At 69.7% G+C, this 17,929-nt stretch carries 20 protein-coding genes and 1 pseudogene; 6 read left to right on the top strand and 15 right to left on the bottom strand.

Features of this window, described 5'->3' with window-relative positions:
* Nucleotides 1-4 precede the first annotated feature (4 nt).
* The gene (locus BOX37_RS19960) at nt 5-1,375 is read right to left on the bottom strand and encodes an amidase family protein (protein WP_071928990.1); all 1,371 of its coding nucleotides are present in this window, start codon (nt 1,373-1,375) and stop codon (nt 5-7) included.
* A 59-nt stretch (nt 1,376-1,434) separates the two neighbouring features.
* A complete protein-coding gene (locus BOX37_RS19965; protein WP_240504953.1) occupies nt 1,435-2,577 on the bottom strand; it encodes an acetamidase/formamidase family protein in 1,143 nt (380 codons plus the stop codon).
* Nucleotides 2,578-2,772: 195 nt separating this feature from the next.
* Here BOX37_RS19965 and BOX37_RS19970 point away from each other — a divergent pair, with 195 nt between their 5' ends.
* The 4 genes from BOX37_RS19970 to BOX37_RS19985 all read left to right on the top strand — a co-directional run bounded on the left by BOX37_RS19970 (nt 2,773) and on the right by BOX37_RS19985 (nt 5,837).
* On the top strand, nt 2,773-3,489 hold the full coding sequence (locus BOX37_RS19970; RefSeq protein WP_071928991.1) for a FadR/GntR family transcriptional regulator: 717 nt from the start codon (nt 2,773-2,775) through the stop codon (nt 3,487-3,489).
* A 152-nt stretch (nt 3,490-3,641) separates the two neighbouring features.
* Nucleotides 3,642-4,049: a YciI family protein gene (locus BOX37_RS19975; RefSeq protein ID WP_071928992.1), complete on the top strand. Its 408-nt coding sequence runs from the start codon at nt 3,642-3,644 to the stop codon at nt 4,047-4,049.
* A complete protein-coding gene (locus BOX37_RS19980) occupies nt 4,046-5,191 on the top strand; it encodes an RNA polymerase sigma factor (protein WP_071928993.1) in 1,146 nt (381 codons plus the stop codon). Before BOX37_RS19975 ends, BOX37_RS19980 begins: the two co-directional genes overlap by 4 nt.
* Before the next feature lie 148 nt (nt 5,192-5,339).
* Entirely contained in the window at nt 5,340-5,837 is a 498-nt protein-coding gene (locus tag BOX37_RS19985) for an SRPBCC domain-containing protein (protein WP_071928994.1), read from the top strand.
* A gap of 60 nt (nt 5,838-5,897) precedes the next feature.
* Here BOX37_RS19985 and BOX37_RS19990 read toward each other — a convergent pair whose 3' ends face one another.
* From BOX37_RS19990 to BOX37_RS20000, 3 genes are all read right to left on the bottom strand, one after another.
* Nucleotides 5,898-6,653, bottom strand: coding sequence for a YebC/PmpR family DNA-binding transcriptional regulator (locus BOX37_RS19990; RefSeq protein WP_071928995.1), 756 nt, complete (start codon nt 6,651-6,653; stop codon nt 5,898-5,900).
* Nucleotides 6,654-6,746: 93 nt separating this feature from the next.
* Nucleotides 6,747-7,364, bottom strand: coding sequence for a pyridoxal 5'-phosphate synthase glutaminase subunit PdxT (gene pdxT / locus BOX37_RS19995; protein ID WP_071928996.1), 618 nt, complete (start codon nt 7,362-7,364; stop codon nt 6,747-6,749).
* Between the two features lie 44 nt (nt 7,365-7,408).
* On the bottom strand, nt 7,409-8,230 hold the full coding sequence (locus tag BOX37_RS20000) for an acyl-CoA thioesterase (protein WP_071928997.1): 822 nt from the start codon (nt 8,228-8,230) through the stop codon (nt 7,409-7,411).
* A gap of 78 nt (nt 8,231-8,308) precedes the next feature.
* On the opposite strand from BOX37_RS20000, the gene BOX37_RS20005 reads away from it, so the two are divergent.
* The gene (locus BOX37_RS20005; RefSeq protein ID WP_071928998.1) at nt 8,309-8,929 is read left to right on the top strand and encodes a nucleoside/nucleotide kinase family protein; all 621 of its coding nucleotides are present in this window, start codon (nt 8,309-8,311) and stop codon (nt 8,927-8,929) included.
* A 79-nt stretch (nt 8,930-9,008) separates the two neighbouring features.
* Here BOX37_RS20005 and BOX37_RS20010 read toward each other — a convergent pair whose 3' ends face one another.
* The 3 genes from BOX37_RS20010 to BOX37_RS20020 form a co-directional block, all read right to left on the bottom strand.
* On the bottom strand, nt 9,009-9,515 hold the full coding sequence (locus tag BOX37_RS20010; protein ID WP_071928999.1) for a WKL family lipoprotein: 507 nt from the start codon (nt 9,513-9,515) through the stop codon (nt 9,009-9,011).
* A gap of 198 nt (nt 9,516-9,713) precedes the next feature.
* Nucleotides 9,714-10,616: an inositol monophosphatase family protein gene (locus BOX37_RS20015; RefSeq protein ID WP_338039711.1), complete on the bottom strand. Its 903-nt coding sequence runs from the start codon at nt 10,614-10,616 to the stop codon at nt 9,714-9,716.
* A 70-nt stretch (nt 10,617-10,686) separates the two neighbouring features.
* A complete protein-coding gene (locus tag BOX37_RS20020) occupies nt 10,687-11,421 on the bottom strand; it encodes a sulfite exporter TauE/SafE family protein (protein WP_071931688.1) in 735 nt (244 codons plus the stop codon).
* 78 nt (nt 11,422-11,499) lie between these two features.
* On the opposite strand from BOX37_RS20020, the gene BOX37_RS35440 reads away from it, so the two are divergent.
* Entirely contained in the window at nt 11,500-12,300 is an 801-nt protein-coding gene (locus BOX37_RS35440) for a hypothetical protein (RefSeq protein ID WP_071929001.1), read from the top strand.
* Nucleotides 12,301-12,308: 8 nt separating this feature from the next.
* On the opposite strand, the gene BOX37_RS35445 is transcribed toward BOX37_RS35440, so the two are convergent.
* The 7 genes and pseudogenes from BOX37_RS35445 to pgsA all read right to left on the bottom strand — a co-directional run bounded on the left by BOX37_RS35445 (nt 12,309) and on the right by pgsA (nt 17,851).
* Nucleotides 12,309-12,518 carry a hypothetical protein gene (locus BOX37_RS35445; RefSeq protein WP_240505494.1) on the bottom strand — a complete coding sequence of 70 codons (210 nt, stop codon included), beginning with the start codon at nt 12,516-12,518 and terminating at the stop codon, nt 12,309-12,311.
* Between the two features lie 35 nt (nt 12,519-12,553).
* A pseudogene (locus tag BOX37_RS35450) lies at nt 12,554-12,730 on the bottom strand (helix-turn-helix domain-containing protein); the annotation flags it as partial.
* A gap of 271 nt (nt 12,731-13,001) precedes the next feature.
* Nucleotides 13,002-13,922 (bottom strand): pyridoxal 5'-phosphate synthase lyase subunit PdxS, encoded by a 921-nt coding sequence (pdxS, locus tag BOX37_RS20035; protein WP_206045685.1) that lies wholly within the window; start codon nt 13,920-13,922, stop codon nt 13,002-13,004.
* Between the two features lie 155 nt (nt 13,923-14,077).
* Nucleotides 14,078-15,124: an NUDIX hydrolase gene (locus BOX37_RS20040; protein WP_071931690.1), complete on the bottom strand. Its 1,047-nt coding sequence runs from the start codon at nt 15,122-15,124 to the stop codon at nt 14,078-14,080.
* Nucleotides 15,124-16,248, bottom strand: a complete 1,125-nt coding sequence (locus BOX37_RS20045; protein WP_071929003.1) for a glycosyltransferase family 4 protein — start codon at nt 16,246-16,248, stop codon at nt 15,124-15,126. The genes BOX37_RS20040 and BOX37_RS20045 overlap by 1 nt, the downstream gene beginning before the upstream one ends.
* Nucleotides 16,245-17,168 carry a phosphatidylinositol mannoside acyltransferase gene (locus BOX37_RS20050; protein ID WP_071929004.1) on the bottom strand — a complete coding sequence of 308 codons (924 nt, stop codon included), beginning with the start codon at nt 17,166-17,168 and terminating at the stop codon, nt 16,245-16,247. The genes BOX37_RS20045 and BOX37_RS20050 overlap by 4 nt, the downstream gene beginning before the upstream one ends.
* Nucleotides 17,165-17,851 carry a phosphatidylinositol phosphate synthase gene (gene pgsA, locus BOX37_RS20055; protein ID WP_071929005.1) on the bottom strand — a complete coding sequence of 229 codons (687 nt, stop codon included), beginning with the start codon at nt 17,849-17,851 and terminating at the stop codon, nt 17,165-17,167. The genes BOX37_RS20050 and pgsA overlap by 4 nt, the downstream gene beginning before the upstream one ends.
* Nucleotides 17,852-17,929: the final 78 nt, after the last annotated feature.

Here is a 17,929-nt window from a genome sequence, read left to right on the forward strand (position 1 = left end):
AGTCCTATCGGGCGGAGGCGGTGAGGGCCGCGGCGCAGCGCGCGGCGGTACGGATCAGCGCACGATCGGTGTGCGGTGCGCCGAGCAGACACAGCCCGGCGGGTAGGTCGGTGGCGGTCGGCAGGGGCATGGTGACCGCGGGGAGTCCCGCGATCGAGGCCAGGCAGGTCAGGCGCAGGGTGGCGGTGCGGATGGCTTCGTGGGTGCCGGCGGCCTCGCGCTGCGGTGGTGGACCGGCGGTGGTCGGCACGACCAGGACCCGATCACCCACGGTCTCCCCGATCCGCGCCGCCGCGTCGGCCACCACCACCCGGGCCGCCGCAGCGTCATCAGTGGTGACAGTGGCCGCCAGGCGGAACCGTGCGGCAACCTCCGGCTCGAGCGCGCCGGGATGCGCAGCGATCCAATCCCCGTGCCCCGCCCACGCTTCGAACGCCTGCACGGTACGAAACGCCGCGAACCACCGATCGAGCTCAGCCCCCAGCGCGATCGGCTTCGACCCGATTTCCCCTGCGGCACGCAGGCACTGACGAGCTGTCTCCGGCTCGGCCGCAGCACACAATCCCGGGTCGACAACGAGATCTGGCGAACCGGACCCGGACCGGACGTTGTCGAGACCGTCGCCGACGATCGCGGCGCCGCGAGTCCCGCTGTCACCGCGAGCGTCGAGTTCCGTGCACGACTGTGGTGGCGGCGCGTGGTCGGCCCGATCGCCGTGCAGGCGTTCCTGCACGGAAGCGATGCCGCCGCCGAGGTCGAGTCGATCGACCGGCGCGGCCGAGAACGGGCCGTTTCCGGCCGCCGACCGCGAAGGTCGTTCGGTCAGCAGGACGGCGGCGACCGCCGCGAGGGTTGCGGCGTCGCGGGCGAGCCATCCGATGGCATCGAAGGACGGTGCCAGCGGCAGCAAGCCGGTGGTGTCGAGGGCGGTGTGGGTTGTCCTGATCCCCCAGAGCCCCTGGTAGGCGCCGGGGACGCGGATCGAGCCCGCGGTGTCGGTACCGAGACCGATGTCGGCTTCACCCCGCGCGACCGCGACCGCCGGGCCGCTCGACGAGCCACCCGGAATCCGCTGCGGGGCAGCGGGATTCACGGGCATACCGGCACGTCCGTTGCTGCCGGTGATGCTGTAGGCGAACTCGTCGGTGCGCGCGATTCCGGTGATGCCGGCGCCCGCCGCGAGCAATTGCGCGACCACGGCGGCGTGGGCACCTTCGGGAGCTCGCTCGGCGAGGAAGTCCTCGACACCGGCTCCGATGGCATACCCGGCCACCGCGAACAGGTCCTTCACCGCCACGGTGCGACCGCTGAGCGGACCGTCCCCCGTCGCCGCGACCAGTGGCGCACCGACCACACGCCACACTGTGGTGTCCACTTCGGCACCAGCCCGCGCGCTCGCCACCCGAGGGCGTCCCGAGCCGCGCGACGGTGTGCTCATCGGGCCCGGCCGAGGACATAGCGGGCCAGCTCGGTGTCCGCGGTGTGGGTGAAGTCGGTGACGCGGATCTTGCCGTGGACGCCGCGGGTGAGGTCGACTGCCTGGGAGACGGTGAAATCCGTGGCGGCGCTGAGGTAGAGATAGGCCGACTTCGGGTCGGTCTCGAACAGCGCGCCGAGCAGGTCGACGGCATTGCCGACGCACAGGGACAGCGCGGTGTCGAGGTCGGCGTCGAGTCCGGTGGGGATCACCAGACCGTGCCCCGCCGCGAACGGGCCGGTGCCACTGCCGAGTTCGGCCACCTGGGCGGCGGGGACGAGATCCAAGGTCAGCCGAGCCCGCAGCGGCGCCTCGAGCGCGGTGAGTGCCACCTCGCCGTCGCCCTGCGCGAAATGGGGGTCGCCGACGTAGAACAGCGCGTCGGGAACCTGGACGGGCAGGAACAGGGTCGCGCCTGGGGTGAGGAGTTTGACGTCGATGTTGCCGCCGTGGGAGCCGGGCGGCACGGAATGCGCGCGTTCCTCGGTGTCGGTGGCCACCCCCATGATGCCGAGGAACGGCGCGAGCGGGAACCGCGCCCGGTGGGGGCTGCCCGGTCCGATCGGCATCGCGGCGACCCATTCGCCGTCGCGGTCGTGCACCGTGCAGAACTGCCCGTAGGAGCCGTCTTGCGGGGTACCGGCCAGCATGCCCCGGCCGTGCCGGGTGGAGATCACCCCGTAGGGCGCGCGCATGGCCAGATCATCGACGCGCACGGCGAGCAGATCACCGGGCCGCGCGCCGTCGACCGCGATCGGCCCGGTGACGATGTGCGGCCCGGCACCCGCCTGCCTGGTACGCCGGGCGACCACCTCGACGGTGTCATCGAGGATCTGCGCCCGCGGCACTCCGTGTCCACGGAAGTAGGCGACCGGGTCCGACCCCTGATCGTCGAGAATGCCCTCGTGGCTGATCGTGTCGATCACCACGGTCGCCCCCGGCGCGATCGTGACCACCGGCGCGTCACCCCGTCGCGGCAACCGGCCCCACAGAACGCGATCGGGATCGGCGGGAACATACGTGGTTCCCGCCGCGATGCCACTACCCGGCTGCAACACCGGAAAGGCCGTCGCGAGCTGTTCCCCAGCCAATGAGGTCACGTGCTTCCTCCGGTGTCGTCGACCTGTGGTCGACATTGGTCCGACCACTGTTGCGATAACGGTATGCCACTACAAATCGCGTGGCTACCGGGCGAAACATGCGTAACCAACCCTTTACGCGTCGGCAATATCGGCCCGAGAACTCGCCTCGACTAGAATTGGCCAGACCAATCGAGTCCACGAGAGAGGCGGCACGTGACATTCGCGCCGATACCCCCACTACGCCGCCGCACCGGCAGCGTCGGCGCCGAAGTGGCCGCCCACCTGGAGCGGCTCATCATCGACGGCGCCCTGCGCGCGGGCGACCGGCTGCCACCGGAACGCGAACTGGCGGCGCAGCTCAACGTGTCGCGGTCCTCGCTGCGCGAGGCCATGTTCGAGCTGGAATCCAAGAAACTCGTCGACCGCAAGCAGGGCCGCGGCAGTACGGTCGCCGAACTACCGCGCGGCGCCGCCGAATTGCACGGCAGCCTCGCCGACCTCGACACCGAACTCGGCTACGCCACCGAACTGCGCGAGCTGGTCGAACCGCGCATCGCCCAGCTCGCCGCCCTGCGCGCCGTCGAATCCGACCTGCTGTCGCTGCACGAGATCATCGAGCGGTCCACCGAGTCGCTCGGCCCCGAGGAATCGATGGCCCTCGACATCGAATTCCACACCCTGCTCGCCCACGCGGCGCAGAACCCGTTGCTGGTCACCCTGTGCACGATGACCACGGAATGGACCAGACACACCCGCGTCCTGTCCCACCGCACGCCGCTGGGCCGGCGCGTGTCGGTACACGGCCACACCCAGATCCTGCGCGCGGTCGACGCCGCGGACGGCCTCGCCGCGGCCGCCGCCATGGAACAGCACCTGCGCGAAGTCCGCGAGATCAGCACTCCCCCGGCCCGCGGAAAAGATTCTTCGTAGGTCGATGTCGAGAATGCCGACCCGGCTCCGTCCCAGGGGTACGAGCCACGAAGCGGCACCGACGGAGGAACTCATCCAGCGACGCGACCGATGTCAGTCCGCCCGAGCTCGATTCCGGCCAGAACGGCCCCAGCACTGTCAAGGAGAAGATCATGGCCAAGTACCTGCTGCTCAAGCACTACCGCGGCGCACCGGCGTCGGTCAACGACGTGACGATGGACCAGTGGACCCCGGCCGAACTCGCCGCCCACGTGCAGTACATGGAGGACTTCGCCGCGCGGCTCGAGGGCACCGGCGAGTACGTCGACAGCCAGGCGCTGTCCCCGCAGGGCACCTTCGTCCGCTCCGACGGCGCGGGTCGGCCACCGGTCACCGACGGACCGTTCGCCGAGACCAAGGACCTGATCGCGGGCTGGATGGTGATCGACGTCGAGACCTACGAGCGCGCGCTCGAGGTGGCGGCGGAACTGTCGGAGGCGCCCGGCGCGGGTGGGAAGCCGGTGCGGGAGTGGCTCGAACTGCGGCCGTTCCTCACCGCGACACCCACCGTCACCGAGTGAACGAATCGCTGCTGCGGGAGCTCGTACCCGCGGTGCTCGGCGTCCTCGTCCGGCGCGGCGCCGACTTCGCCGCGGCCGAGGACGCCGTGCAGGAAGCGGTGATCCGCGCGCTGCAGAGCTGGCCGGCCGACCCACCGCGCGATCCGAAGGCGTGGCTCGTCACGACCGCCTGGCACAAGTTCCTCGATGCCGCGCGATCGGAAACCTCGCGGCACGGACGGGAACTCGCGGTGGAGTTCGAGCCGCCGACCGGTCCGGTGCCCGACACCGACGACTCGCTGTGGCTGTACTTCCTGTGCGCGCATCCCGCGCTGTCGCCCGGTTCGGCCGTCGCGTTGACGCTGCGCGCCGTCGGCGGTCTGACGACACGGCAGATCGCGACGGCGTACCTGGTGCCCGAAGCGACCATGGCCCAGCGGATCAGCCGCGCCAAACGGCAGCTCTCGGGGCAGCCGCTGGATCGCCCCGGCGACCCGGCGACGGTCCTGCGGGTGCTCTACCTGGTCTTCAACGAAGGCTACGGCGGGGACGTCGACCTCGCGGCCGAGGCCATCCGCCTCACCCGCCAACTCGCCACCGCGACCGACGATCCCGAGGTCGCGGGGCTGCTCGCGCTGATGCTGCTGCACCACGCGCGTCGGGCATCACGCACCGGCCCCGGCGGTCGCCTCGTCCCGCTCGCCGAGCAGGACCGAACCCGGTGGGACACCGACCTCATCGCCGAGGGGGTGACGATCCTGCAGACCGCACTGGCCCGTGACCGCCTGGGCGAATACCAGACCCAGGCCGCGATCGCCGCCTTGCACGCGGATGCCCCCACCGCCGCCGAGACCGACTGGGTACAGATCGTGGAGTGGTACGACGAGCTCCTGCACCTGACCGGCAGCCCGGTGGTGCGACTCAACCGGGCGGTCGCGGTCGGCGAGGCCGACGGACCACAGGCTGGTCTGGCCGCGCTGAGCAGCGTGGATCCCGGTCTGCCCCGCTACACCGCGGTCCGCGCCCATCTCCTCGAACGCGCCGGCGACCTGGAAGTGGCCGCCGACCTGTATGCCGAGGCCGCCCACGCGGCAACCAGCACGCCGGAACGCGATCACCTCACCCGCGAAGCAGCACGCATCCGCCAGCTCCTGCGTTCATGAACTTCGGTTCAGTCCATCGCGTCGACCGCTTGCTCGGTGATGTCGCCACGCACGGCCTCGATTCGAGTCATCCTGTCATTGTCGTCGACGGGCGTACCGTCGAGGACGACCGGCATGTTCGACCCATCCGAGCGAGGGAGCAGCACGCATGGCCACACCCACCGGCGAGATCCGACCCACCCCCGACGGCCGGGATCTGGTGATCACCCGGTCGCTGGCGCTGCCGATCGGGGAGGTCTGGGGGCGGCTGACCGATCCCGACCTGACCGCAGGCTGGTACGGCACCTGGCAGGGTGAGGCCGGGTCCGGGAACTCGATCCGGGTACAGATGCGGTTCGAGGAAGGCGAACCGTGGACGACCATGCTGATCGAGGACTGCACCGCGCCGATCCACCTCGCTCTGTCCTCGACCGATCAGATCGGCGTGTGGCGGCTGGAGGTGAGCCTGCAGGCGACGGACGCGGGCACCGACGTGCAGCTGATCCACCACCTCACCTCGGAATACCAGCTCGCCGAGATCCCGCAGATCGGCCCGGGCTGGGAGTACTACGTGGACATGTTCGTCGCCTCCTGCACGCACACCGAGCACCCGGACTTCGCCGACTACTACCCCGCCCTCTCGGACTACTACCAGCAGCGCGCCTAGCCGAAAAGCACACAGCCCCAGCCGTTCGGCGGCCGGGGCTGTGGGCGTGTGCCCGTGCGGTTACTCGTCGTCGAGTTCGGCGGCGACCTCGTCGGAGATGTCGACGTTGGTGTAGACGTTCTGTACGTCGTCGCTGTCCTCGAGCGCGTCGACCAGCTTGAGCACCTTGCGGGCGCCCTCGGCGTCGACGGCCACCGAGACCGAGGCCTGGAAGCCGGACTCGGCGGAGTCGTAGTCGATCCCCGCGCCCTGCAGGGCGGTGCGCACGGCGATCAGGTCGCCGGGCTCGCTGATGATCTCGAAGGCCTCACCGTGGTCGTTGACCTCTTCGGCGCCGGCGTCGAGGACCGTCTCGAGGATGTCGTCCTCGGACAGGCCGTTCTTGTCGAGGGTCACCACGCCCTTGCGGGCGAACAGGTAGGCCACCGAGCCGGGGTCGGCCATGTTGCCGCCGTTGCGCGTCATCGCGACGCGGACCTCGCCCGCTGCGCGGTTGCGGTTGTCGGTGAGGCACTCGATCAGCACGGCGACGCCGTTGGGGCCGTAGCCCTCGTACATGATCGTCTGCCAGTCGGCGCCGCCGGCTTCCTCGCCGCCGCCGCGCTTGCGGGCGCGCTCGATGTTGTCGTTGGGGACCGACGACTTCTTCGCCTTCTGGATGGCGTCGAACAGCGTCGGGTTACCCGCAGGGTCACTACCACCAGTGCGGGCCGCCACCTCGATGTTCTTGATCAGCTTGGCGAAGAGTTTGCCGCGCTTGGCGTCGATTCCCGCCTTCTTGTGCTTGGTGGTGGCCCATTTGGAGTGGCCGCTCATGCCCTACTTCCTTCAGGTCGGTTGCGCGTCTGCCCGGGCGGACAAGCTCGATCCAGCCTACTCACCACGCGCCGCGCCCGTGGACGCGGGCATTCACCGAGCCTTGCGCACCACGTCGACGAACAGCTCGTGCACCCGCAGATCGCCGGTGACCTCGGGGTGGAACGAGGTCGCCACGACGTTGCCCTGCCTGGCCGCGACGATGCGTCCCTGCGCCGGACCGTGCGGTACCCGCGCCAGGACCTCGACGCCGTCACCGACCCGCTCCACCCACGGCGCGCGGATGAACACCGCGCGCACCGGCGTGTCGAGCCCGGCGAAGTCGAGGTCGGTCTCGAAGGAGTCGACCTGCCGACCGAAGGCGTTGCGGCGCACCGTCATATCGATCCCGGACAGGTGCTGCGCGTCGGGCCTGGTGTCGAGCACCTCCGAGGCCAACAGGATCATTCCCGCACAGGACCCGAACGCGGGCAGGCCGTCACGCAGTCGCGCGCGCAGCGGTTCGAGCAGGTCGAACGCCTGCAGCAGCTTCGAGATCGCGGTCGACTCACCACCGGGCAGCACCAGGCCGTCGACCGCGGCCAGCTCCGACTCGCGCCGAACCAGCACCGCGTCGGCACCGCAGTGCGCCAGCGCGGCAACGTGTTCGCGCACGTCGCCCTGCAGGGCGAGCACACCGATGGTCGGCCGGTCGGCGGAGGTTGCGTTCACAGCCGCTGAGCTTACGAGCCGGGCCGGTGTGGGCCCGCTCACGCCTACTGCTGGCGCGGCGTGCGGATCAGGCCCTCCTGGACGACAGCGGCGACCAGGTTGCCCGCGCGATCCCAGATCTTGCCGCCGGTCAGCGCGCGACCGAAGCCCGCCGAGGGTGAGGACTGGTCGTAGAGCAGCCACTCGTCGGCACGGAACGGGCGAAGGAACCACATGGCGTGGTCGAGCGAGGCGTCCTGGGTCGGCTCGTCGGGGTGGATCACCTTCGACGACCCGAGCAGGGTCATATCGCTCATGTAGGCGAGGGTGCACACGTGGAACAGCGCGTCGTCGGGCAGCGGGTGCCGGTACCGGAACCAGACCTGCTGCTGGGAGACGGCGCCGTCGCGCTGGACGAGCTGTTCCTGCGGGACCGTGCGGATGTCCCAGTGCTCCCACTCGCGCATCGCCCACAGCCGCTCCGGGCTCATGGTGACGCTCGCGTCGGGTAGGCCGTCGGGTGCCTCGACCTGGGGCATCACGTCCTGATGTTCGGGCCCTTCGTCGCCGCGATGGAACGAGGCCGACATCGTGAAGATCGCCTGCCCGTCCTGCACGCCGGTGACCCGCCGGGTGCAGAAGGACCGCCCCTCCCGGATGCGCTCGACCAGGTAGACAGTGGGTTCCTCCGGATTGCCCGGGCGCAGGAAGTAGCCGTGCAGCGAGTGCACCTGGAAGGTGGGATCGACGGTGCGGACCGCCGAGACCAGCGCCCGCCCCGCGACCTGCCCGCCGAAGGTCCGCGTCAGCTGGGATTCGGTCGCCCCGCCACGGAAGATGTCGCGTTCCAGCCGCTCGATCGCGAGTGCCTCTTCGATTGTCGCCATGGGCCGAGATTATCGCCTCGCCGACCGCGCGGTTTGTCCGGCTCGGCACGACGCCCGGAAGTTTGCTGAGATGGACTGGTGCCGTCATTCACCCCCCTCTCCCCCGAGTCGCTGGCCCAGCTGATCGCCGACCGGTTCGACGAACTGCCGGGGCGCCGGGTGCTCGCCGTGGACGGCGCCGATGCCGCGGCACCGATCGAGCTCGCCGATCGGATCGTGGCGGCGCTCGGCGCGCGGGGCAGGTCGGCCGCGACGGTCTCGACCCACGATTTCGTCCGGCCCGCCTCGCTGCGCATGGAGTACGGCCGCGCCGACGAATGGTCTTATCGCACAGTCTGGTTCGACTACGACGCGATCGAGCGCGAGATCCTCGGTCCGCTGCGGACCACGGGACGCTGGTTGCCGGCCCTCTGGGACGAGCATCGCGACCGTTCCGCGCGGGCGGCGGTGCGGGTGGCGCCCGCCGATCTGGTGCTCGTGCTAGCCGGTCCGATGCTGTTGGGCCGCGGCCTCGATGTCGATCTCAGCGTGCGGCTCGAGCTGAGCGAGCAGGCCGCGTTGCGTCGCACCCCACCTGATCAGCAGTGGACACTGCCCGCGCTGCGCGATCACGCCACGGCGTATCCCCAGAGCGCGACCTGGACGCTGCGCTGGGACCATCCGGATCGCGCGGCACTGCGCGACGACTCGCCTCTCTGATCACACCGGCAAAGCCCGCCCTGACACCGAAAGGCCCCGGCCGGAACGAAATCCGACCGGGGCCCGTGGCGATCGTCGATCAGACGCAGGCGACCGATTCCTGACCCAGGTTGGTCAGCATCGTGCAGGCCCAGGTCTTCTGAACCTTCCACTTGCCGTCCTCGGCGACGAACGGCACGTCCACGACATTGGTCTGGCCGTTGATCGTGAAGTCGGCCGTGGCGTTCACACTCTCACCGAAGGAGGTCACATCGGTCACCGCAACCACCGCACCGGCGTCCTGAGCGGCCACGGCCAACCGGTTCGGCAGCTCGGGATCGGCCTCGCCACCCTGCACGAAGTCCAGCTTCTCCTCGTTCGGGATCGACGGATCCAGCGCGGTGTTGAGCTGGGTGTTGAGCTCCTCCACAGTCGGCACGGGCGGCAGCTCCGCCGTGGCCGCGGCCGAGGTCGTCGCGTTGACACTGGTGGTGGTCGCGGCGGTGGTCGAGTCGTCGCCCTTGTCATCACTGCACGCGCTCATACCCAATGCGGCGACCACGGCCAGGCCTGCGATCGCGACACGTCCGGTCCTACGAAGCTTCAACGTCTCGTCCTTTACGTCGGGGTTTCTCGCCCGGCGGGCGACGGCACGGAACGGCGCCACACGACGACGGCCACGATGCCACGGCCAGGACGCTACCCAGCGATGTTGAGGAAACTCTGAGATCGCGGCCACGACGGTCTGTGAGGGACCGAGTTCGCCTGCGCTGTCGGCCCGTACGTCGACCCGACCGCGCGCCGGTCAGCGCAGTCCGGCCACCGCCGCCACGAGCTCGGCGTGGGTGGATTCGTCGGCTGCCGCGATCAGGCCGTGCGGTGGGGTGTGCAGCGGCTGTCCGCCCAGGCCGGTGACCACACAGCCCGCCGCCTGACACACCGCGATCGCGCTGCTGAAATGCACACTGTCGCGCAGGTCGCCACCGGTCACGTAGCCGGCGCGCCGTCCGGCCGCGACCCAGACCAGCGCCAGTGCGGTGGACAGGACGCGGGCGTGGAACCGTCCCGCGAATCCCTCGGCGTCGAGCAGCCGGGCCGGGCTCGGCCACGGGAACGGATGGTCGAGGTCGACGTCGACGAGGTGACTGTCGGCCTGGGGTAGTAATGCGTGGTCGCGTCCTCGGTGACGGCGGTACGCGCCTGCACCTGCCGTCCAGAACACGGTGCCGGCGAACGGCTCGGCGACCGCGGCGGCGCGGACCGTGCCGCGAACCTGCAGCGCCACATTCACCGCGACGAGTGGGGTGCCCACCGCGAAATTGCGTGTCCCGCACAGCGGATCGATCAGCCACACCCGCTCGCCACCGACGGCCCCGGTGACTCCTGATTCTTCGCCGACAAACCGGTCGGTCGGACACGCTGCCGCCAACACGTCGAGGATGGCCCGCTCCGCGTCGAGGTCGGTCTGGGTGGCGAAATCATCGGCTTCCTTGGCGAACCGGGTGACCGGCCCGTGCACAGCCGAGCGAATCACTTGTGAAGCGACTTCTGTTGCGTGGATTGCGATTTCGATATCTGAACGGCGCACCGTTTCCAGGCTACGGACAACGCGGCGGCGCGAACGCCGAACACACACCGGTCTGGTCACGAACCACACCGGACGCGGGCACGGCCAGCCGCGTTCACGAACCATCAAGTGACCGCGCATTCCTGACCAAACATTCAGTCAGGACGTGGCCGCGCCGACGAGGTGATCCTGGCCGCCCCGGCCGTGCGACCTACCGCGCCAGATAGACCGCGAGCCCGAGACCGAGCACCCCCACCGTCACGCGCAGCACGTTCGGTGGAATCACCTTCACCACCGGCGGCCCGCACCAACCACCCACGAAAGCCCCCAGCGCCAGACCGAGCGCCGCACCCCAATGCACCGGTCCGAACATCGCGAACCCGATCGCGGCGACGAGATTGGCGATGCCGAGCAGGAAACTTTTGAGAACCGAGGCGCTCCACACCGATTCGGAGGTGCACAACAGCATCAGCGACAGATAGATCACCCCGGCGCCCGCGCCGAAGTACCCGCCGTAGACCCCGATGAGCAGAACACCGACCGGCACGATCCAGGGGGCTTTGAGCTCACCCACATGACGACGCACCAGCGGCTGCACCAGCAGCGCGACCGAGGCGATGACGACGAGGAACAGGACGATGATCTCGAAGGCTTCGGCGGGCGCCACCAGCAGCGCGAGCGCACCGAGCAGACCACCGATCGCCGACAGCACCGCCCAGCGCACCAGCGTGGCGCCACGATCGAGCAGTTCGCGCCCGGAGTTCGCGGTCGCCCCCACCCCCACGGCCACCATCGCCACCGTGTTGGTGACATTGGCCGAGACCGGCGTAAACCCGACCGCGAGCAGCGCCGGATAGGAGACGATCGACGCCATCCCGGTGACGAACCCGATCAACCCGGTGAAGAATCCCGCGACGACCAGCAAGAAGAAGTCGAGCACGGTCACGGACCGACTGTACGGTACGCCCAGATGGCAGCGATCCGAGGGCGAGCGGGCCCTCACCGCCCGTGCCACGATGACAGGGTGCAGACGACCCTGTTCGAGCCCGGCGAACCGACCGGACGACACCGACTCGATTCCAACACCGTGGCCCGGCTCGACGAGGTCACCGGCTTCGCGGATCTGGTCGAGGCATTCGCCGCCGCCCGCGCCGCGCATCCGGACGCCCGGATCGTGTGCACACTCGACGATCTCGACCAGTGCGTCTACACGAGCATGCATGCCGCCCTCCGGCTCGACGACGACGCGAACTGGGACGACGGCCCCTACGACTACCACGATCCGGCCGCCGTACACCGTGTCGAGAACGCCAGGGTGGCCCGCATCGCGGCGCTGCTGGACGATCCCGCCCGCCAGGTCGACTGGGCGAACCTGGCCGACACCCGCGCCGCGACCGAGGACGACCTCACCGCGCTGGTGGCCGCCAACCGCGAACCCGATCACGCGCTCGACGATGTCGTGCTGATCCAGCGCGTCCCCGTCGACCGCGACGATTTCGCCGTCGCCGGAATCCCGAACGGCTACTTCGCCGACGACTGGGACATCTTCGCCAACCACGCCGTCATCCGGCGGATGGCCGGGCACGGCTACCAGCACGTCGCCGTCGGCGCCTCCCTGCTCGGCTTCGTCCGGTCGACGCCACCCTCGGTCGAGCAGGCCGCCGCGGTCGTCACCGATCTCATCCACCTCTACGGCACCCCGGAATCCATCGCCTGGCACGAACTGGCGCTGCTGCTGCCGACGCGACGGCTGCTGCTGCTCGGCTACACCGAGAACTTCGCCGACGCGATCGACGAGATCCCCGAGGACCCGCCGACCGAATAGGCCGGCGATCAGGTGAGCGCGTGTACCATGCGCGCGACGAGCATGCGCGTCCGGTCGTACGACGCACGGAACTGATCGCGCACCGCGTCGTGGCCGGCCGAGCGCAGCATGGCCAGGAGGGGGTGTTCGCCGCCGAAGGCCGACTGGTCCTGGAACACCACGTCATGCAACAGTGCGTCGGCGATGCTGGCCACCGGCCGGTGCGGATCGGCGGCCACCCGGTGGGGATCTCCACCCGCATCGCCTCGGCGTAGAGCTGCTTCTTGGAGCCGAAACAGCGCGAGACGAAGGCCGGGTCGACACCGACCTGCGCGCCGATCTCACGCAGGCCCGTCCCGTCGAAACCCTGTGCGGCGAACCGGATTCGCGCGGCATCACTGGAACGCGCACAGGCACCGGTCGTTCTGAACATCTGCGGCCCCGGCGGCATGCCGAACCGCACGCCCTGGTCCGCGGTGCCGAGCACGACTCCGCCGAGGAACCTGTCACCCAAACGCTCGGCAAGTCGCTGATACCACACGATGTGGACAGCTGTCGGCAGCGGCTCCGCCCACCCATACAGTCGCTCCCTTCTCGACCTGAGCGGACCCAAGCTGCCCAGCCAGGCCGTCAGGTCGCGGACGCAGACGAAGGTGGGCCCGCCCGAAACGGACGAGCCCACCTTCGCATTGCCCAGTGCCCGAACGACTTCGGGCGCGATGTCACCAGCCGCGCTCGGCCAGGCGGTGCGGCTGCGGGATGTCCTCGACGTTGATGCCGACCATGGCCTCACCCAGGCCGCGCGAGACCTTGGCGATCACATCCGGGTCGTCGTAGAAGGTGGTGGCCTTGACGATGGCGGCGGCGCGCTGTTCGGGGTTACCGGACTTGAAGATGCCGGAGCCGACGAACACGCCCTCGGCGCCGAGTTGCATCATCATCGCGGCGTCGGCGGGAGTGGCGATGCCACCCGCGGTGAACATGACGACCGGGAGCTTGCCGGTCTCGGCGACCTCGCGGACCAGCTCGTAGGGGGCCTGCAGCTCCTTGGCGGCGACGAAGAGCTCGTCGGGCGAGAGCGAGGTCAGCCGACGGATCTCGCCGCGGATGGTGCGCATGTGGGTGGTCGCGTTGGACACGTCGCCGGTGCCGGCCTCACCCTTGGAGCGGATCATGGCCGCGCCCTCGGTGATCCGGCGCAGGGCCTCGCCCAGGTTGGTGGCGCCACAGACGAAGGGGACGGTGAAGTTCCACTTGTCGATGTGGTTGGCGTAGTCGGCCGGCGTCAGCACCTCGGACTCGTCGATGTAGTCCACGCCGAGGCTCTGCAGGACCTGCGCCTCGACGAAGTGGCCGATGCGGGCCTTGGCCATCACCGGGATGGATACGGCGGCGATGATGCCGTCGATCATGTCCGGGTCACTCATCCGGGAGACGCCGCCCTGGGCACGGATGTCGGCCGGAACCCGCTCGAGCGCCATCACGGCCACCGCGCCCGCGTCCTCGGCGATCTTCGCCTGCTCGGGGGTGACCACATCCATGATCACGCCACCCTTGAGCATCTCGGCCATCCCGCGCTTCACGCGGGCGGTGCCGACGGTGTTGGTGGTCTCAGGGGTAGTCACGGCTGTCTCCTGTGTCATGTGCGCCAATCAGGTCGCTAGGTATGGACACGTCGATTCTAGAACCGGCCCGAATCGGCATTCATAGCCAGTTGAGGTCGACTGGCCTTGTCACGACCAGCGGCAATGCAAACTCCGCCCCCGCTGGCCTGCTCGAGTGGCCATTCGTGATCCGGCTAACGGATCGAGCGCACCACGTGTTCGGCGTCGTCGGCCGACGCGGTGACGGCTTCGGCGAGCAGTTCGTCGAGGTGGTAGGGGTAGACGGCCTCACCCGCGGCGTCGAGGGCGCGGATGTCGGCGGGGCCGCACCAGCGGTGGTCGGTGATCGTGCGACGTTCCAGGGCCGTGAGCTGGGCCGGCCGCCATTCGAAACTCGGCGCGCGCAGCGTGAAGAACAGTTCCTCGGAGCGGATGAGTTCGCCGTTGAACGGAAACACCGCGACCCGGCGCCACAACGGACCGCGCAGACTCGCCGGGTCGACCCGGTGCCCGGTCTCCTCGTGGATCTCGCGTACCGCGGCGTCGCGCAGGCTCTCGCCCGGCTCGACTCCGCCGCCGACGGTGAACCAGAACGCGACCTCGGGGACCATCGGATCGTGGCCGCGCAGCAGCAGCACCCGGTCCTGACCATCGAGTAGGACCACACGCGCGGAGGTACGGGTGGTGTGCACCTCGAGACCGGTCGCGGCGGCGGGTGTCGCGCGTTCGGTGATCTCGAAGTAGTCCGGCAGCGGCGCGGTACCGCCCAGGTGCAGGACCCGCACCGGGCGGCGGGTGCGCAGGGCGAGGGTGTCACGGACGGCGTCGTTGTGGAAGCGCCGCGCGATCAGCACCCTGGCCTCGGCGTCGGCCAGTTCGGCCACCAGCTGAGGGCGTAACTGGTCGATGTCGACCAGGGTCAGCGCGGCCGACAACTGGTTCTCGACCGTCTCCCGGTCGCCGCGATCGGCGCGCTCGGCGCGGTCGGCCAGTGCGGCCAGCTGGGCGGCCCGCTCGGCGCGCCGGGGATCGGTGCTCACCGGACCGGCGACGGCCATCGCCACCGCACGGGCCACCACCGCCCGCCGGGCCAGCGCGGCGTCGAGCGCCTGCCAGGACTGATCGGAGCGCACGTGCAGCCGGTCGAGCCGGTTGGCGGTCGAGTACGCCCAGACACCGAGCGCGAGCACGAGCACGGCGATCAGTCCGAGAACGAGGACGGTGGTCGCGGAGAAGGTGATCATCCGGCGGCACGCACCCTGGTGTCGCCGACGGTGACGGTCTCGTACACGCGCAGGATCTGCTCGGCCACCACCGGCCAGTCATACGCGGCGACCACCTGGGTCGCGGTGCGCACCAGCCGATCGCGGGTCTCGTCGTCGGTGAGCACGGCGTCGATGGCGTCGGCCAGCGCCGCGGAATCACCGATCGGAGTGAGCAGACCCGCGGTACCGTCCCGCAGAACTCGCCGGAAGGCGTCGAGTTCGCTGGCCACCACCGGGGTGCCCGCGGCCATCGCCTCGATCAGGATGATGCCGAAGCTCTCGCCACCCAGATTCGGCGCGACATAGACATCGGCACTGCGCAGCGCGGCGGCCTTCTCCGCGTCCGAGACCTGTCCGAGGAACCGCAGGTGCCCCGCGTGCGCGCCCGCCTCGCGACGCAACCGCTCCTCGTCACCGCGTCCCACGATCAGGATCTGCACGTCGGGATGGTGGCCGACCAGGGCGGGCAGCGCGCCGAGCAGCACGTCCATGCCTTTGCGCGGTTCGTCGTAGCGACCGAGGAACAGCACCGTCTTACCGGGGCGCGGATACCCGTCGAGGGTTCCCCCGCGCGCGAACGCGGACACGTCGACGCCGTTCGGGATCTCCACCGCGTCCGAACCCAGCGCCTCGACCTGCCAGCGCCGCGCCAGCTCCGACACCGCGATCCGGCCACTGATCTTCTCGTGATACGGCCGAAGCACGCCCTGAAAAGTGCTCAGCACCAACGACTTCGTGGTCGAGGTGTGGAAAGTGGCCACGATCGGGCCTTCGGCGATCTTGAGGGCCAGCATCGACAGGCTCGGGGCATTGGGTTCGTGGATGTGCAGCACGTCGAAGTCGTTGCCCTCGATCCAGCGCCGGATCCGGGTGTAGGCCATCGGACCGAACGACAGGCGCGCCACCGACCCGTTGTACGGAATCGCCACCGCCCGGCCCGCCGAGACGACGAACTCCGGCAGCGGGGTGTCGTCGGAGGCGGGGGCCAGCACGCTCACCTTGTGACCGCGCTCGATGAACACCCGGGCCAGCTCGACCACATGGGCCTGTACACCGCCGGGAACATCGAACGAGTACGGGCAGACCATGCCGATCTTCACCGGATGCCACCGCTCTGATTCGCGTTGATGCGCGCCAACCGCTCCGGGGACAGATCGGCTTCCCACAGCGGTTGCAGCATGTGCCAGTCGGCCGGGTGCTCGGCGATGTTGGCCGCGAACCGGTCGGCGAGCAGCTGCGTCGTCGCCGCGACGCCACCCGAGACATCCAGTGGCGCACTGGTTTTGAGGCCCCACCCCTCGGTTCCGTCGGCCTCGGTGGTGAACCAGGCGTGTACCGGTTGCAGCGACGCACCGGTCTCGATGGCCAGCTTGGCCGCGCCCGCGGGCAGCCAGGTGCGCTCGCCGAAGAAGTCGACGGGCACGCCCCTACCGGTCAGGTCGCGCTCGCCCATCAGGCAGACGATCCGATTCTGGCGCAGACGCTCGGCGAGCGCCTCGAACGGCGGCTGCTCGCCGCCGGTCAGCGGGAACACCTCGAAACCGAGGCTCTCCCGGTAGGCGACGAACCGTTCGAACAGTGACTCCGGCTTCAGCCGTTCGGCCACGGTGGTGAAGTTGTCGTAGTGCTGCACCAGCCACACACCGGCCATGTCCCAGTTGCCCGAGTGCGGCAGCACCAGGATCACGCCGCAGCCGTCTTCGAGCGCCGCGTCGAGGTGCTCCAGACCGCCGACGTGGTAGTCGATGGCACTGTGGTCCATGCTGGGCAGCCGGAACGCCTCGCGCCAGTATCGGGCATAGGAGCGCATGCTCGCGCGGATCAGATCATCGGGCACCTCGTCCGGCCCCACGCCGAGCACGCGCGCGAGGTTGCGGCGCAACTGCACCGGCCCGCCGCCCTTGACCGCCCGGTCCGCGCCCAGGTCGAACACCTTGCGGACCAGCGGCTCCGGTGCCGAACGCACCAGCCGCCAACCCGCGGCGTACCCCCAGTCGCTCAACCGATCACTCAGCGTCACGACGCCGCTCCCCCTGCCGCGTCCTGTTCCTGCTGCTGGGGTGCGGGCGGGATGACCAGGCGCGCACCGGGCGAGCGGCGCACCGCCAGCACCCGCTGGAACACCGTGACGATGCTCAGCACCGCCAGCACCCACATCGCCACGTACACCGCGTAGGTGAGCCACTCGATCCCCCAGTGCCCGCCGATGCCGGTGAGCCCGGCGCCGACCAGCACGATGACCAGCCGGTCGGGCCGCTCGATCAGCCCACCGTCGGCGGACAAACCGCTCGCCTCGGCCCGCGCCTTGGCGTACGAGATCACCTGCGAGGTGACCAGCACGACCAGCGTCGCGGCCAGCAGCTGCTTGCTGTTCTCGTGGTAGACCGCCCACCAGGCCAGCCCGGCGAAGATCGCGCCGTCGGCCACCCGGTCACAGGTGGCGTCGAGCACCGCGCCGTACTTCGTGCCGCCGCCGCGGGCACGCGCCATCGCACCGTCGAGCATGTCGAACATGACGAACAGCCAGATGACCATCGTCCCCCAGAACAGGTGTCCGGTGGGGAACAGCGTCACCGCCGCGGTGATCGTCGCGGCGGTGCCGATCAGGGTCATCGCGTCCGGGGTGAGCCCGGTACCGACGAGCGCTTTGCCCAGCGGCGCAGTCGCTTTCGCAAACGTCTCGCGGCCGAAAAAGCTGAGCACCGACTTATTCCTCCTGCGACCTGCGGGACATCCGCACCCGATCGGCTGCGACGTGTGTGGCTTCGCGATGATCACACA

Source organism: Nocardia mangyaensis (assembly GCF_001886715.1).
Lineage (GTDB): Bacteria > Actinomycetota > Actinomycetes > Mycobacteriales > Mycobacteriaceae > Nocardia > Nocardia mangyaensis.

Coding starts and splice junctions, on each gene's coding strand:
- BOX37_RS19975 (WP_071928992.1), top strand. CDS start 3,642: ATGGCCAAGTACCTGCTGCTCAAGCACTACCGCGGCGCACCGGCGTCG.
- BOX37_RS19985 (WP_071928994.1), top strand. CDS start 5,340: ATGGCCACACCCACCGGCGAGATCCGACCCACCCCCGACGGCCGGGAT.
- BOX37_RS19990 (WP_071928995.1), bottom strand. CDS start 6,653: ATGAGCGGCCACTCCAAATGGGCCACCACCAAGCACAAGAAGGCGGGA.
- BOX37_RS20000 (WP_071928997.1), bottom strand. CDS start 8,230: ATGGCGACAATCGAAGAGGCACTCGCGATCGAGCGGCTGGAACGCGAC.
- BOX37_RS20015 (WP_338039711.1), bottom strand. CDS start 10,616: ATGCGCGGTCACTTGATGGTTCGTGAACGCGGCTGGCCGTGCCCGCGT.
- pdxS (WP_206045685.1), bottom strand. CDS start 13,922: ATGACACAGGAGACAGCCGTGACTACCCCTGAGACCACCAACACCGTC.